This window comes from Viridibacillus sp. FSL R5-0888 (assembly GCF_038009105.1).
Taxonomy (GTDB): domain Bacteria; phylum Bacillota; class Bacilli; order Bacillales_A; family Planococcaceae; genus Viridibacillus; species Viridibacillus arenosi.
Window position 1 is genome coordinate 1,535,571 of record NZ_JBBPAU010000001.1, and the last position, 14,863, is coordinate 1,550,433.

Consider the following 14,863-nt stretch of genomic DNA (forward strand, 5'->3'; position numbering starts at 1 on the left):
GGGGCATCACTATGTGGGAACAACGATTAATTGAAACATCTCGTGGAATGTTTGAAATTTTTGTAAAGGGAAGTGGCTCGCCGCTTTGTGTAACACATTTATATAGCGAATTTAACAGTAATGGCAACACAGTAGCGAACCCTTTTACTGAGTATCATACTGTATATTTAGTGAATCTAAGAGGGGCAGGACAATCTGCACCATCTCTCACAGAGCATGATTTAAACATGAGAGAATCAGTAAAGGACTTAGAGGCCATTCGAGAAGCGCTACATCATGAAAAATGGGCTTTTGCAGGGCATTCAACAGGAGGCATGTTAGCGCTAGTATATGCTATTTTAGCAGAGCAATCTTTAACGAAAGTCATCTCAGGAGGAGCGGCAGCGTCTAACGAATATATGCGACATAAAGGTAGCATATACTGTAAAGACAATGAAAATAATGAACGCATCAGAGAAATTATGCAACAGTTAAATGATTCTCAAATGCCTCTGGAAGAGCGTCGAAAGTTAAATCGTGAGTGGACTGAGATGTCTATCTTTTATAAAGATCGCTATGATGAATACTTTAACCGTCCAAATAGCGGGAAAGTAGTAAGTGATCGTCTAAACTACTATTCGTATGTTGAATTAAAGAACTATGATTTGAGAACACAGCTACCAGAAATCACTGTTCCGACATACATATACTGCGGATTATATGATACACAATGCCCTTATGATTTTTCACGAGAAATGGCGGAGCTAATACCAAATGCGAAGCTGTTTACGTTCGATGAAAGCAACCATTATCCATTCGTTGAGGAAGAGGAGAAGTTTGCTGAATTTGTTAAGGCTACACTTTAGATTTATAAGAAAGCTGCTGCTGGAGTTTAGAATTGACTTTCTCCAGCAGCAGCTTTCTATATTTCAGCAAAAGAGAGATTATACTTATTAAACATATTAAGGAAGTAAAGTGCTGTATCAAAAGCTTTTTGCTTATAGGCAGTAAGCGCGCCTCGAATAAACCACAATGATATAAAGTCTTTTAATAAAGAGATATTAATAGATTCAACTTTAGAATAATATGAGATAAAACGATTGATATAGTGTCTAATCTCATTAGCATTTAAGTTTGCTGGTACATTTGATGTGAGGATTGCAGCTAAATCAAAATAAGGGTGCCCGATTCTAGCCTCACCAAAATCGATAATAAATACTTCTTTGTTAAAAAGAGTATTCCAAATACCCAAATCGGCGTGAATCCATTGTTTTTCAATCGAAGTTCTAATCACTAATTTTGTTATTTTCTTTTCCATTTCTAACACTGGAGGGAAGCGTTTATCTTGACTCCAATTTTCTTTAATAGCTTCCCAAGTAGTTAAAGTATTAAAGCGATCATTTTTCACTTTATTGCTTTTAAAAGAGCCCATAGTATTTCTAAGTTCAAAGAACACGTTAATCCATTTTTCCATTGGTACATCACTTTTAATGGAAGCAATGAATGATTGCAAATGGAAAACCTGACCATCAATTTGAATAAATGAATTACCTTCATAAGTAGGATGAATTGTGGGTACTATTTCTCTAGAACAATTTGTATTCAAATGCTGATGTAATAAAAATTCAAATTCTGCATCTGAAATGCTCTTTAGAGAACGCAAAATAAAACAATCAGAAAGCGTGTTAATTTTAAAAGTCAGGGAGGTTTGACCTTGATGTATTTGTTCAAAGGATTCGATTTTATCTAACGTGTATTGATATTCAATCTTTTGTAAATGTTCATATAAATGCATATACGACCTCGGATTCTTTTGACATTAATGTACATTATAATTGATTATTAGCTAAATATCTTAGGGATTAATGTAAATTACTAATAAAAAAACCAGGCGTATAAAGAGCGCCTGGTAAACCGGTATTAATCTTCAAATAAATCATCCATTAATTCATGGATTTCCTTATCTCGTGTATGTCTAGCTGCAGGGTCAATTGTGACTTTTCCTTGGTGAAAGATTAATACATCACCAGGTTGTGCACCATTTGGTAATTCAGTGATGGCGATATCCTGCATTCCTTCTTCAAACTCTATGACGGCTATTTGGTTTTCAAAACGATCAATTATCCCAGTTTTCATCATTGATTTTCCTTTACAGATATTTCTGAACCTGTTGATTTGAATACTATATTGCCCTGTTTATCAGTTCTATATACTTTTGCGCCAACTTTTTTTAGTCGATTTAATGTAACAGCAGTAGGGTGACCATAGCCATTTGTAGCACTTACACTAATGGCAGCATATGTTGGTTTCGCTTTTGCTAAAAATGCGTCAGATGTCGCTTCCTCAGCTCCGTGATGACTTACTTTTAGAACGTCTACTTGTGGTATCAAATTTTTTGCTAACATGTCATCTTCAGCAGGGAATTCAGCATCACCAGTGAATAGGAATTTATTATTACCATTCTGTAAAAGTAAAACAGCACTCCAGTCATTTAAATCACTTTGACTATATGTAGTAACGGGTGCGATAAATTTTAGTGATAAATTTTCTTCCGTCGTCGGTATTTCCACTCCTGTTTTTGCTTGTGTAATTTTCAAACCCTGGTTCTTCACAGCAGTTAAGAAATTTTTGTAAGCAATTGTAGTATGACTAACTTTTGGTGCGTACACTTTCTTTACTTCTATAGAATTTATGACTTCAGCAAGGCCACCAACGTGGTCAGCATCCGGGTGAGTAGAGACGACAGCATCTAATGTTGTCACATTGTTCTTTTGTAAGTAAGCAATGACTTCATCGCCAGCCCCTTTATTACCCGCATCAATTAAAATATTTTCTTTTTTGGACTGTATTAAAATAGAATCCCCTTGGCCAATGTCGATTATATGTACTAATACATCGGATGCTTTACCTGTAAAAGTCTGGTCTGTTGATTTGTTTGAATCATTTGAGTCAGTAAGTTCAAAAATTAATCCAATAGCAATTAATAAAACTATAAATATACTTGTTTTTTTCATATAAAAACCTCCATTTACCACTTTAACATTGTTAGTACCTGATTTGTAGGGAGGTGAGAATTATTTAATAAACGATTACTTTAAAAACAATTACAAATAATTTGAAATAAATACAAATTTTAATGACTTATCAGTAAGTAACGAAAAGAGGTGATGTGTTGAGCAACTTACAACTTAATATAGAAGAGCTATATGATGAGTATTACTACTATGTGCAACATAAAAATAAAATCGTAAAACATAGACCAATGACTTCCAAACACTTTATGATGAAAAAAATCAATATGGAGTGGAAGATTTCGCAGGCTATAAAATAGGCGATACCATTACAATTCGTGATGTAGTAAAAGATATCATCTATGACGGTGACCAGAATTTATCTACAGTGAAATTTAATACGCATCAAAATGCTTATACTTTGCTGGTATTTAAAGGAGATGTACGTAGCCGAATAGAAGTTAATAATAGAGTCACATTGCATTTCAAAGTTGTAACACTTATAGACTCTTTCGAGTATGAAACACTTGAAATAGTAAGGAAATGGGAAGAGGGTGTGTATCCTACTATCGATGATTATTTAATTAAATAGAAGTGAGAGGGGTATCTTAAATGCACTATCAAATGTATGAAACACGTCATATTTACATGGTACTAGCCAGTTGTACTTTATTAATTTCTCCTTTATTTGTATTGCTGGTACCATTTGGGGTTGCAGAAACAATCTATTATCAATATGGTGTTCATCTTGTGTATGCACCGTCTATCAATTATTGGGTGTATGGAGCGGGATTGTTTTTAATCATTTTGGGATTTTCCATATTATTTTTATTAAAAATAAATAAAACTTCAATCGTGGTTGCCTTCGTTTGTTTGATTGGTAGCGGTGTTCTTTTTTACGGTGCAGCAAAGTCTTTTGTCACGATAACTGACGATACTATTACTTATCGAGGAGTTTTTGCAACAGAGGAAAGTAAATATGAATGGAATGAAGTAAGTAAGGTCACTTATTATAGAATGAGCGAAATGGATCCAGAAGCTTCATATTATGAATTTCAATTTAAAGACGGAGAGGTGCTTACATTAAAAGAGAATGGAAAAGTACGTGAGGTTAAAGGTTTGATAGAATATAGCGTCATGAATGCGGATGGGGAATTTAAAGTAATTGAAAAAGAAGAAGAATAATACACAAAAACCAGCTCCGAGAATAATTTCTCGTTAGCTGGTTTTGTTGTGGAGGCTTTAAAAATTAAAGAAAATCCCGATTAGAGAGTATATGATAATAGTAGAGAACAAAATAGTCATATGGTATAGAGAAAAAATAAACATTGATTTTGCCCATTTCTCTGGGTTCTCTTTTTTAGTCCCTGAAATACTAATTAGCAGCCACCAAATACTTAGAATAAGCGCAACTAACATAAGACCAATACTTAAAGTACCAAGTAAAAGGCTAACTCCTATTAATAAAACTAAATAGATATTTGTTTGAATATACGTACGGCGCATCCCTTTTACTACAGGAAGCATTGGTACGTTTGCTGCTTTATAATCGTCATGCTTGCGAATGGCAATCGCATAGAAGTGAGGCATTTGCCATAACACAGTTAATACAAATAGCCCTATAATAGCAGGGTGTGTTATATCTTGAGAAATTGCTGCCCAACCAATTAGAGGGGGCATTGCTCCTGAAATACTACCGATTTCTGTATTATATATAGTTCTACGTTTGCTCCACATTGTATAAGGAACCACATAAACAAATAAACCTATGAATCCCATAAGTGCAGCCATCGGTGTTGCATACGCAAGAGCACCTAAGCCAATAATCGTCATCGCAATAGCTAAAACAAGGACAGTTTTAGCACTGATCGTACCAGTTACAGTTGGTCTACTTTTTGTTCTTTGCATGACAGCATCGATATCACGGTCATATAAATTATTAAATGCACCAGCTGCACCAATTACTAGAGCAGAACCAAATAACGCGCAAATAATCTCTAGAGTTTTGTCAAAAGGGCTTATTTGATTTTTATATAAAGCTAATGTTAATCCTGCAATCATAGGGATCAAATTTGATTTGATAATTCCAGTCTTAACCGTTTGGGCTAATATTTTTGATAGAGGTTGTTTCGGCATCGTTTCGGACGATGATTCTACACTCTGATCAACTTTTACATCACTTTGCATTGTAAACCTCTTTCCTATTAATCATAAATAATAATACTTTTTAAGCTCTATATTATAGTATCTCTTAAAAACTGCAAAAGTTCCAGTAAATCAGAGCATAATTCTACGCAGATAGTACTTTTTAGACACAAAAATAGTAATAAATTCTTCACATTATTCATTGTTAGAAGTTGTATCATTTTTATTAGAATATTGAAACGATATAATTCGTAATTTTTCGTATAATAGTGAATAACTTGTTTTTGCTAGATTAAACTAAAAATTAATTCGAATAATCTAGTGTGAAATTAATGAATGTATTTGGAATTCTCCTTTAATACTATTAAAGTTAGATTAATACCTGTTTGGAGGAGACATAGACCATGAAAACAGAGAGAATGCTCTCGATTTTGATTTATTTATTACAGAAAAAGAAAGTTTCTGCTGAAGAATTAGCAATTAAATTTGAAGTAAGTAAAAGAACGATATATCGGGATATGGATGCATTATCATCAATCGGTATTCCTATTATTTCATATTTAGGGAAGAATGGTGGTTTTACCTTAATCGATACTTACCAATTAGATAAATTCACCTTTAATGATGTTGAAAAAAAGTTCTTATTGGAAGGATTATCATTGAAAAACGAATTATTTAATAGTCATCAATTATCAATCTTACAAAGGAAAATAGAGCTATTGCAAGAAAATAATGAAGACTATCATCCGCCAATTACGGTACTATCATCCACATTACATCGAGAAACAATAGAAGAAGAAACAAAAGTAAAGGTAAAAAACATACTTTCTGTAATTGAAGACGGACATAAAATTTGCATCTCATATGTATCACAAACTGCGAATTTATCTAATCGTATTATTCAGCCATTAAAACTAAATTTTATGAATGGTAGCTGGTATTTAGAGGCTTATTGTGAAGATAAAGAGGCTTTAAGATTATTCAAGTTAACTAGAATAAGAAATATGGAACTCATAAAGGACAAAGCTAGATCCGTTTATAGTCATAGCAATTGTTATTTAGCGAATAGCGATTCGAATATGGAGCAGATTATATTATTGTTTTCAAAAAGTGAACTAGGAAAATTATATGATTTTTTTACTGATGATGAAATATCAATACTTGAAGATAGACGTCTTAAGGTAACCTTTAATTACGACGTTAACAAAAATATACTGCCATTTATAATGATGTTTGGTAGACATGTAAAAATTCTTTCTCCACAATGGCTGAAAGATGAATATATGAATGAAATAGAATTTATTTATAAAAGATGACAGACAGTTGTCATATTATGAATGATATTCTTCTAGTATAAACGAGTAGGAGGAATTGCAATGCATACAGCAATTAGTAAAAAACAGATTTTTGGGAAAAGTGTTAGAACAAATAATCAAAATACAGACGCAATAGTTAGACTGTGGGAGGAGTTTCTACGTTTAAATTTAACGGGTGAAATCTATGCAGTTTATAGTAATTATGCAAGTGATTTTACAGACGATTACGATCTACATATTGGTACTGAAGAGCCAAATACAAATGATGTTAGTACCATAATTCCAGAAGATAACTACCTTGCCATAGAAGTAGATCACAAGGATCCAAAAGGTGTTTTCAAAGCTTGGGAGAAAATCTGGAAAAGTGATATCAACAGAGCTTATAAAACGGATTTTGAGCATTACTGTGAAGACGGTAGCATTAAGATCTATCTATCGGTCAATTCATGACTAGTAAGTTTGATCACTACCAGGAGAATGAACATATAAATAAAAAAAACCGACAATTATCAGTTACTGAACCTAGCTGTCAACATTCTTGGACTGATTCTGTCACAATTCATGATAACCTTATTGCAACGAGGGAACTAGTCTATAACCCATGTGGATTTGTATTTTCTCACCCCAAAATTGAACCACAAAACGCGGCATATGGAGCATATGTATTTAAGTTAAATGATCTCTCGATTAGATTTCGCGTCGCTAAAATAACACCTACAAAAATCGGTCAATTTGTGACGCTATGGGAGAGGGTTGGGGATGGATCAATTCAACCTTATGACCTATCAGATTCAATCGAATTCTTTGTCATTAGTGTCAAAAAAGATGATCAATTTGGCCAGTTTGTCTTTCCGAAAGCTGTTTTATATAAGCAAGATATAATATCCAATAAAGGACAAGGGGGTAAACGTGCATTTCGCGTTTATCCACCTTGGGATAACCCCAAAAGCAAACAAGCTAAAAAAACACAAGAATGGCAACTAAAATATTTCTTAGAAATTCCTAAGGATACAGTAGTAGACCGTGTTCGTGCGAAGATCCTTTATAGTATAAAATATTAGACATACTTAACATATGGACTTTTGTATCGTATTCTAGGCAACCGTTTTGATCATTCTAGGCCAAATTGTATACGCCCATTATAACTTAATAATTATTCTAAAATAAAATGTTGACAAAAATGAAACAAGACCGTATAGTATGGGATATTGATTTAAAATTTTCTGAAATAATGTTTCAAAACGCATTGATTAGGAGTAGTAAAAGCTCATTATTTGGTCTAGAGAGCTGCGGGGTGGTGCAACGCAGTCCAATAATACTTTGAACTTGCCTATGAGTGGTAAAGTGAAATGAATAGACAGACTATTCTTTTTACTTTAACGTTTAACCTTCGTTACCAGGTTTTTAAAGTTGGGTTCATGAATTAGAACCAATAAGAGTGGTACCGCGGTTTGCATAAGGCATATCGTCTCTTCTTTCATTTGATGATGAAGGAAGAGACGATATGCTTTTTTTGATTATTGGAGGTAAGGATATGGAAAGTGACAAACAAAAATTACAAAGAACAATGACTTCACGACATATTACGATGATGGCATTAGGTGGAGCAATTGGCGCAGGATTATTTAAAGGGAGTAGTGCAGCCATTGATATGGCAGGACCAAGCGTACTACTTGCTTACCTAATTGGTGGTATCATTCTATTATTTGTTATGCAAGGATTAGCTGAAATGGCAGTCCGAAATAGCGATGCAAGGACATTTAGAGATCTAGTTCAATCTATTTTAGGAAAGTACCCAGCATATTTTTTAGACTGGATTTACTGGAAAATGTGGGTATTAAACATTACCGCAGAGTCTATTGTTGCTGCAATCTTCATTCAATATTGGCTACCAGATTACCCAATTTGGATACTTGCTTTGTCAGTGTCAGTGTTAGTTACAGTTATCAACTTACTATCAGTAAAAGCTTTCGCTGAAACGGAGTACTGGCTTGCGTTAATTAAAATCACTGTAATCATTGTGTTTATCATAGCAGGGTTTATCTTACTGCTCGTTACTTTTGGTGATCATACAGCTGTTGGATTTTCTAATCTAACGAGTCACGGTGGTTTCTTCCCGAATGGCCCGAAAGGTTTAATTACGGCAATGCTTGTAGTTATTTATTCTTACGGAGGAACAGAAATTATTGGTGTCACATTAGCTGAAACGAAAAATCCTGAAAAAGTGGTACCAAAAGCAGTTCGCAGTACATTAGTACGAATCATTTCTTTCTATTTAGTACCATTTTTAATTATCGTCAGCTTGATTCCTTGGAATGAAGTTAACGGAGTACCAGAAAGTCCGTTTGTGATGGTATTCAAAATGATCGGTATCCCAGGGGCAGACCATATTATGAATGCGGTTGTGTTACTTGCGATTATTTCATCGATGAATTCTGGATTATATGGTTCATCACGCGTTCTATATACTCAAGCTATGGACGGGCGTATTCCTAAAGTATTTTCAAAATTATCGAAAAAGAAAGTGCCAGTATATTCAATACTATTATGTACATCTGTCTTATATATTGGCGTGTTAATTTCATTATTTGCTGGGAGCAAGACTTTTGATTTTCTAATGGGTTCCCTAGGATATACGGTATTATGTATTTGGTTAATCATTGCAATTGCTCATGTGAAGTCTCGAAAAAAACAGCCTGGGCAAACGAGTGCTTATGCCGTAAAATGGTTCCCATATACAACTTGGTTTGCCATCATTGCTTTAAGTGCGATTCTGATTGGTATTATTTTCACAACATCAATTATCGTTACTAGTATTACACTAGCAATCTATATTTTTATTACTATAACTTATGTTTATAAGGGTCGTTTACATCAAAATGAAGCATAATATTTAATAGAGAAAACGCTTGGAAGATAAATGATCCAAGCGTTTTTTTTATTTTTTTATAAAATCAGCAATTAGCTGAACGGTCTGTCTAGTCTCATCTTCAAAAAATTCCATCTTACTAAAGTAGCTATGAATTAATCCAGGCATAACCACATGGTGTGTTGGAACACCTGCTTCGTTTAAACGGTTTGCATAGGAAACGCCTTCGTCAAAAAGAACATCATATTCAGCTGCAATAACAATAGCCCTTGGTAAATAGCTTAAATCATCTTGTAGGAGAGGAGAAACGGCACTGTTTCGATAATCTTCTTCATTATAAACATAATGCTCTCCAAACCATTTCATACCGTCACGATCTAATCCTAGATCATTAGCATAGTTTTCATAAGAAGTAGTGGTCATATCCATATTCGTCACTGGATAGATTAGTGCTTGTGCAGTGATGAGTGGACCATTTTGCTCTTTTGCCATATGTGTAACAACTGTTGCTAGGTTGCCACCGGCACTATCTCCTGCAACGATAATATTCGTAGAATCTCCATTTAAATCAGCAGCAAACTCATAGACCCATAAAAGTGCATCGAAGGCGTCATTTAAAGGAATTGGGAATTTAAATTCTGGTGCAAGGCGGTAGTCGACAGAAACAACTATGGCATTTACTTCAGCTGCTAATAAGTGACAACCTGCATCCGCCGTTTCTAAATTACCGAAAACCCATCCTCCTCCATGATAATAAACAATGATAGGGAAAGGACCTTTACCGTTTGGCGTGTATATACGAACATTAATTTCACTACCATCTCGAACAGGTATTTTACGATTTATTATTTGTTTTAGTAAAGGTAAATCTATCAATGGTTTTGGACATTGAGCTCTTGCTGCTCGAACCTCCGCTGGTTGATGAGTATAGTATTTGGGTGATTTATTAGCGTCTGCGATATATTGTTTAGATGTATTTGTTAGGTTAAACATTAAATTATTCATCAAATCATCCTTTCAAGTTCAAAGTTAGATTAATTTGATTATACACTATTCCTATAAGAAAGGTAGGTATTTGTTTTTAGCTAATAAAAAAGACAGAATTTAACGCTATGTAGCGAAAAGTTCTGTCCGAGAAGATTTTATGATAAAGTTTCATCTTTTTTGATAACAGCCGTTACGGCATCGTAAATGGTACTAGCGAAATGGTCATTTTGCAAGGAGGTGACACCTTGGATGGTAGTACCCCCAGGTGAACAAACTTGATCGACAAGTTCCCATGGGTGTTCGTCAGACTCTAATATCATTTTAGCACTGCCTAGTACGGAGCTGGCGGCAATTTCTAATGCCATTTTCTTATCCATACCCTCACGCACAGCAGCTCTAGCTAATGAGTCAATATATAAATAAGTAAAGGCAGGGGATGCACCACCAATAGCCGAGAAAATTGTAAATAGATTTTCTGGTAATTCTATAATAGAGCCAATAGTTCCAAATAGAGATTCTACGACTTCTTTGTGCTGTTCATTAACAGTTGAAGAAATGGAGTAGCATGTTGTGGAAGCACCAACGATGGCATTTATATTGGGCATAACGCGGACTATGGGTGTGTCTGTTTGTATATTTTGTTGTAAATATTCAATTGATTTTCCTGCTGCGACTGAAATAATAAGATGATTTTCTTGGATATATTTTTGCACCTCTGATAATATTTCAGGTAATACTTGGGGTTGTACTGCTAATACAATGACATCAGCATTTATCATAATATCTTTAATAGAGTCACTTGCAATTAGCCCATAGTTGCCCACAAGATGATTTGTTTTAGCAACTGTTCGGTTATAACCATAAATGTCTATGGCTGAAAATTGTTTACTATTGTGCATGCCTTTAATAATGGCAGAAGCCATACTACCAAGGCCGATAAATCCATACTTCATTCTTACACTCTCCTAACATATTCTATCAGTATAGTACAGACTGTTAGTGTTGGATAGTGTTTGATATTAACAACTCATATGTAATTTATTTATCGATATTTGACTTATCAAAAAACAAAAAAACATCGTAGTCAAATGCACTACGATGTTTTTTTGTTTATAGGTTTATTCAGTAGCAAGCATTTCAACTTTTGCTAACAATTCTTCTCTTTTTTCTTTCAGCTTTGGAGATTTGCTTACTTCGAGTGCTTTATTGACTGCTTCAAGTGCTTCTTTCCACTGATTTTGTTGTTCGAATAGACTGATTAACAGTAAATGTAATCTTGTGTATTTAGGGAACAGTTCAAGTCCCTCATATGCAGCTTCGAAAGCTTCGTCCATTCGGCCTAAATCACGTAAAAGTTCACCCTTCAATAAGCGTGGTCTGTCATAAGTTGGTGATAATCTGATGGATTCTTCTGCTAACTGAAGTGCCCAATTCTTTTTGTTTGTCTTAGAGCAATGTATTGCTAAAATACGATGATACTCAGTTGATTTTGAACGTAGTGTTCGTTCATAATTAGGGATAGGCTGCTCTGCCATGAATCTTTTTACTATATCCTTTAATACACCTATTTGAGATAAATAAATTGAAATACGGTGTCCAGCATATGGGTAGTAAATGTACTTAGCATTTGGATAAGCTTTCTTAATTACCTTTTTCATGTATTTACTATCAATAGCATCCTTAGGGTCGTAAATAATCGTCGGAGTAATCCTAGGATTATAAGGATGCTGTAGTTCGTGTTGGAAAACCGTTTCAACTCTCATTTTAGTACCATGGTTAGGATGCGCAGAGTTTCTTGGACTGAGTGCTAGAATATTACAATCAATTGTTGAACCAAAGTACAATGCACTATAGCCACCTAGGCTAGTACCATAAGCGAATTTTTTATCATAACCAGCTGCTAATTTTGCAACGGTCTCGTAATATTCTTCTCTTGAGATGTCTTGATGATAGTTTTTAGTTGTTCTTCGTCTTAAAGAGATAAGATCGACTCTTTTTTTCTTCAATAAGTTGAAGGCAAATGGTGTTCTTTCCCATGTTTTATCAATGGAATCAAAGGTTGCAAATACAGTATTCGTCGGTTCTATGAATTTATAGAATTCAATTCTACTCTCGCCATTATCAAATAACGTGACTTTTCGATACCCATCTACAAAAATTTCAGGCAACTCATCAACATACTTTGTCAAACATTCAGCGAATAATGATCTAGCTTTTTCATGCTCGCCTACAATTTGATAGGCAATACTTAAGTCAACGAGCACCGAAGCTGGTACCTTTTCACCTAAAAATTGCACGAGTTCTTCAACTCTTTGAATTGCTATTGGCCAGTTTTTTGAGGCAAATGCCAATTCGACGTATTTATAATGAAGTGTTTCATCCGCAGGGTTCTCTTTCACAAGCAGTTCAAGTATTTCACCTGCTTCTGAATAGTGTCTGTTATTAATCAAATATTTATATAGTTTATAAGTTAGGGTCGAGTCTGTTTTTCGTGAAATATTAACTAAAATTCTTGGTAAATGCTTCGCCACATCGCTCCAATTTTTTTGGCGAGCATAAATTTTCATCAATTCAGTATGAACAGATAGATTCAGTGGATATATTTTTGAACCTTCTTCTAACAACTTTTTCGCTTGGGCAACCTTATTATCACGTTTCAGTTGTTTGGCAAAATCAATATAGATAGATTTGCTTGGGACAGCTTCATTTTGCGCTAAAATGTTTTCGGCAATTTGAGTGATAGCATCCTTATTTTCATTTTGAGTAGATATAAACATGATAATCTCCTTTTTAAGTTTCAAAGCTAGTACAGTTTAAGCTTTTTTAAATCAATTCTGAGTAAGGAATAGGAAACTAGTGCTCATTTCCCGTGTCAAATTACATTAACTCTATCAATTAAATCATGAAAATCATTGGTAATGGGACAAATCAATGAATTTGTTATAAAACTGTTACAAGTGTTACGAAACTTATATATAATTGTAACCTAAATGATACTTAATTGGTTGTGGAAATGGTATTTTTATGCCTATATTGACCAAATTCATACTAATATAACAAATACATATGAAGAATATGGGTTGAGGGTGAACCTATTCTATTATTTTCTTTAAAAATCGTGTGCAAATTACCTTAACAAAGAATGGAGAATGTATATGATATTACAAAATGAACAATTAGTAGTTCGGAAGTTAGAAAGAAAAGATGATATTTATCTTGCGAAATGGCTTTCAGACGCAAATATTTTAACATATTACGAAGGAAAAGATAATCCATTTGACATTGAAAAAGTACATGAAAAATTTTACGATGTTAACGAAGAAGAAACTAGATGTATTATTGAATACGATGGCGCGAGTATTGGTTATATTCAGTTTTATCCTATAGAGCATGAGAGTAGGGTCGCTTATGAATACAATAACGACGCTGAAGTTATTTATGGGTTAGATCAATTTATCGGTGAATCGAGTTATTGGGATAAAGGTATTGGCACCAAGCTTATTTTAGCGATGAAGGAATACTTAGTCAACGAGAAAAAGGCTGATATCCTTGTTATGGATCCGCAAGCTTGGAATGAAAGAGCCATTCATTGCTATGAAAAATGTGGTTTTAAGAAAGTACGATATTTACCAAAGCAAGAGATGCATGAAGGTGAATTAAGAGATTGCTGGTTAGTGGAGTTTAGAGCACGTTAGAGATAAAACAAATAAAAAGGACGGGAGCAGAAAGTATGCTGTCGTCCTTTTTATATTTTAAAATTGACTTACTTTTCGCCCTTTCCCAAAAGGAATACACATTGGTGTACCGAAAATCGGGTCAGCTGTAATTTCACAATCGAGATCAAAGACATCTTTAATAAGGGTTTCGTTTATGATGTCCTCAGGCTTGCCTTTTTTATAAACAGTTTGGTTAGCTACTGTAATAATATGATGAGCATAACGGCAAGCTAAATTAATGTCATGTAAGACCATGATGATTGTCCGGTTTTCTTGAATATTCAACTCATATAGTAAATCGAGAATTTCGATTTGATGCGTTAAATCTAAATAAGTAGTCGGTTCATCTAATAAAATTATATCTGTATCTTGCGCCAATGTCATAGCAATCCAGGCGCGTTGTCGTTGCCCACCTGATAGTTCGTCAACAGGTTTGTCTTTCAATTCTGCAACACCTGTAGCATTAAGTGCATTCATGACGATTTCTTCATCTTCTTTAGTCCATTGCTTACGCCAACTTTGGTAAGGATAACGTCCTTGCTTCACAAGTTGCAGTACAGTTAACCCCTCTGGTGCGGTAGGGGATTGTGGTAAAATAGAGAGCTTTTTAGCCACTTGCTTAGTTGATAGTTTAAAGACATCTTCTGCTTCTAATAATACAGTGCCATTCGTTGGTTTTAATAATCTTGCAATAGAGCGCAAAAGAGTAGATTTACCACAACCATTTCCACCGATTAACACGGTGATTTCACCCTTTGGAATTGTAATATTTAAATCTTTTATAATAACGGAATCTCCATAACCTAAAGTAAGTGATTTCGTTTCAATCGTTTCTGTCAA

Annotated in this window: 16 protein-coding genes and 1 other annotated feature; of the genes, 8 read left to right on the top strand and 8 right to left on the bottom strand. The window is 34.3% G+C overall.

Annotated elements, in window-relative coordinates; genetic code table 11:
- Positions 1 to 11: 11 nt before the first annotated feature.
- The gene (locus tag MKY02_RS07590; protein ID WP_076034657.1) at positions 12 to 845 is read left to right on the top strand and encodes an alpha/beta fold hydrolase; all 834 of its coding nucleotides are present in this window, start codon (positions 12 to 14) and stop codon (positions 843 to 845) included.
- Positions 846 to 901: 56 nt separating this feature from the next.
- Here the strand turns inward: MKY02_RS07590 and MKY02_RS07595 are convergent, their stop codons facing one another.
- The 3 genes from MKY02_RS07595 to MKY02_RS07605 all read right to left on the bottom strand — a co-directional run bounded on the left by MKY02_RS07595 (position 902) and on the right by MKY02_RS07605 (position 2,993).
- A complete protein-coding gene (locus MKY02_RS07595) occupies positions 902 to 1,774 on the bottom strand; it encodes a phosphotransferase (protein ID WP_076034656.1) in 873 nt (290 codons plus the stop codon).
- A 125-nt stretch (positions 1,775 to 1,899) separates the two neighbouring features.
- Entirely contained in the window at positions 1,900 to 2,115 is a 216-nt protein-coding gene (locus MKY02_RS07600; protein ID WP_038184634.1) for a DUF3006 domain-containing protein, read from the bottom strand.
- A complete protein-coding gene (locus tag MKY02_RS07605) occupies positions 2,115 to 2,993 on the bottom strand; it encodes a ComEC/Rec2 family competence protein (RefSeq protein WP_340708855.1) in 879 nt (292 codons plus the stop codon). Before MKY02_RS07605 ends, MKY02_RS07600 begins: the two co-directional genes overlap by 1 nt.
- 289 nt (positions 2,994 to 3,282) lie before the next feature.
- Here MKY02_RS07605 and MKY02_RS07610 point away from each other — a divergent pair, with 289 nt between their 5' ends.
- The gene (locus tag MKY02_RS07610) at positions 3,283 to 3,582 is read left to right on the top strand and encodes a hypothetical protein (RefSeq protein ID WP_038184630.1); all 300 of its coding nucleotides are present in this window, start codon (positions 3,283 to 3,285) and stop codon (positions 3,580 to 3,582) included.
- A 20-nt stretch (positions 3,583 to 3,602) separates the two neighbouring features.
- The gene (locus MKY02_RS07615; RefSeq protein WP_076034654.1) at positions 3,603 to 4,175 is read left to right on the top strand and encodes a hypothetical protein; all 573 of its coding nucleotides are present in this window, start codon (positions 3,603 to 3,605) and stop codon (positions 4,173 to 4,175) included.
- 57 nt (positions 4,176 to 4,232) lie between these two features.
- Here the strand turns inward: MKY02_RS07615 and cyoE are convergent, their stop codons facing one another.
- Positions 4,233 to 5,177, bottom strand: coding sequence for a heme o synthase (cyoE, locus tag MKY02_RS07620; RefSeq protein WP_051448700.1), 945 nt, complete (start codon positions 5,175 to 5,177; stop codon positions 4,233 to 4,235).
- 362 nt (positions 5,178 to 5,539) lie between these two features.
- On the opposite strand from cyoE, the gene MKY02_RS07625 reads away from it, so the two are divergent.
- The 4 genes from MKY02_RS07625 to MKY02_RS07640 all read left to right on the top strand — a co-directional run bounded on the left by MKY02_RS07625 (position 5,540) and on the right by MKY02_RS07640 (position 9,341).
- Positions 5,540 to 6,451: a helix-turn-helix transcriptional regulator gene (locus tag MKY02_RS07625; protein WP_076034653.1), complete on the top strand. Its 912-nt coding sequence runs from the start codon at positions 5,540 to 5,542 to the stop codon at positions 6,449 to 6,451.
- 60 nt (positions 6,452 to 6,511) lie between these two features.
- Complete coding sequence (locus MKY02_RS07630; RefSeq protein WP_038184621.1) at positions 6,512 to 6,901, top strand: GyrI-like domain-containing protein; 390 nt, start codon at positions 6,512 to 6,514, stop codon at positions 6,899 to 6,901.
- Positions 6,898 to 7,512 (top strand): MepB family protein, encoded by a 615-nt coding sequence (locus MKY02_RS07635; protein ID WP_164491926.1) that lies wholly within the window; start codon positions 6,898 to 6,900, stop codon positions 7,510 to 7,512. Before MKY02_RS07630 ends, MKY02_RS07635 begins: the two co-directional genes overlap by 4 nt.
- Before the next feature lie 176 nt (positions 7,513 to 7,688).
- Positions 7,689 to 7,927 (top strand) — a binding site (T-box leader).
- Positions 7,928 to 7,985: 58 nt separating this feature from the next.
- Complete coding sequence (locus MKY02_RS07640) at positions 7,986 to 9,341, top strand: amino acid permease (RefSeq protein ID WP_340710904.1); 1,356 nt, start codon at positions 7,986 to 7,988, stop codon at positions 9,339 to 9,341.
- 48 nt (positions 9,342 to 9,389) lie between these two features.
- Here MKY02_RS07640 and MKY02_RS07645 read toward each other — a convergent pair whose 3' ends face one another.
- From MKY02_RS07645 to MKY02_RS07655, 3 genes are all read right to left on the bottom strand, one after another.
- The gene (locus MKY02_RS07645; RefSeq protein ID WP_246832441.1) at positions 9,390 to 10,325 is read right to left on the bottom strand and encodes an alpha/beta hydrolase; all 936 of its coding nucleotides are present in this window, start codon (positions 10,323 to 10,325) and stop codon (positions 9,390 to 9,392) included.
- Positions 10,326 to 10,462: 137 nt separating this feature from the next.
- Positions 10,463 to 11,260: a pyrroline-5-carboxylate reductase gene (gene proC / locus MKY02_RS07650; protein WP_038184619.1), complete on the bottom strand. Its 798-nt coding sequence runs from the start codon at positions 11,258 to 11,260 to the stop codon at positions 10,463 to 10,465.
- Positions 11,261 to 11,425: 165 nt separating this feature from the next.
- Complete coding sequence (locus MKY02_RS07655) at positions 11,426 to 13,084, bottom strand: tetratricopeptide repeat protein (RefSeq protein ID WP_038184617.1); 1,659 nt, start codon at positions 13,082 to 13,084, stop codon at positions 11,426 to 11,428.
- A gap of 378 nt (positions 13,085 to 13,462) precedes the next feature.
- Here MKY02_RS07655 and MKY02_RS07660 point away from each other — a divergent pair, with 378 nt between their 5' ends.
- Entirely contained in the window at positions 13,463 to 14,002 is a 540-nt protein-coding gene (locus tag MKY02_RS07660) for a GNAT family N-acetyltransferase (RefSeq protein WP_038184613.1), read from the top strand.
- A gap of 57 nt (positions 14,003 to 14,059) precedes the next feature.
- Here the strand turns inward: MKY02_RS07660 and MKY02_RS07665 are convergent, their stop codons facing one another.
- On the bottom strand, positions 14,060 to 14,863 hold the full coding sequence (locus MKY02_RS07665) for an ABC transporter ATP-binding protein (RefSeq protein ID WP_038184610.1): 804 nt from the start codon (positions 14,861 to 14,863) through the stop codon (positions 14,060 to 14,062).

What these genes read in the sequence shown, in the direction of transcription:
- MKY02_RS07655 (WP_038184617.1), bottom strand. Translation starts at nt 13,084, where the DNA reads ATGTTTATATCTACTCAAAATGAAAATAAGGATGCTATCACTCAAATT.
- MKY02_RS07600 (WP_038184634.1), bottom strand. Translation starts at nt 2,115, where the DNA reads ATGAAAACTGGGATAATTGATCGTTTTGAAAACCAAATAGCCGTCATA.
- MKY02_RS07660 (WP_038184613.1), top strand. Translation starts at nt 13,463, where the DNA reads ATGATATTACAAAATGAACAATTAGTAGTTCGGAAGTTAGAAAGAAAA.
- MKY02_RS07605 (WP_340708855.1), bottom strand. Translation starts at nt 2,993, where the DNA reads ATGAAAAAAACAAGTATATTTATAGTTTTATTAATTGCTATTGGATTA.
- proC (WP_038184619.1), bottom strand. Translation starts at nt 11,260, where the DNA reads ATGAAGTATGGATTTATCGGCCTTGGTAGTATGGCTTCTGCCATTATT.
- MKY02_RS07595 (WP_076034656.1), bottom strand. Translation starts at nt 1,774, where the DNA reads ATGCATTTATATGAACATTTACAAAAGATTGAATATCAATACACGTTA.
- MKY02_RS07590 (WP_076034657.1), top strand. Translation starts at nt 12, where the DNA reads ATGTGGGAACAACGATTAATTGAAACATCTCGTGGAATGTTTGAAATT.
- MKY02_RS07635 (WP_164491926.1), top strand. Translation starts at nt 6,898, where the DNA reads ATGACTAGTAAGTTTGATCACTACCAGGAGAATGAACATATAAATAAA.
- cyoE (WP_051448700.1), bottom strand. Translation starts at nt 5,177, where the DNA reads ATGCAAAGTGATGTAAAAGTTGATCAGAGTGTAGAATCATCGTCCGAA.
- MKY02_RS07625 (WP_076034653.1), top strand. Translation starts at nt 5,540, where the DNA reads ATGAAAACAGAGAGAATGCTCTCGATTTTGATTTATTTATTACAGAAA.
- MKY02_RS07640 (WP_340710904.1), top strand. Translation starts at nt 7,986, where the DNA reads ATGGAAAGTGACAAACAAAAATTACAAAGAACAATGACTTCACGACAT.
- MKY02_RS07645 (WP_246832441.1), bottom strand. Translation starts at nt 10,325, where the DNA reads ATGAATAATTTAATGTTTAACCTAACAAATACATCTAAACAATATATC.
- MKY02_RS07630 (WP_038184621.1), top strand. Translation starts at nt 6,512, where the DNA reads ATGCATACAGCAATTAGTAAAAAACAGATTTTTGGGAAAAGTGTTAGA.
- MKY02_RS07615 (WP_076034654.1), top strand. Translation starts at nt 3,603, where the DNA reads ATGCACTATCAAATGTATGAAACACGTCATATTTACATGGTACTAGCC.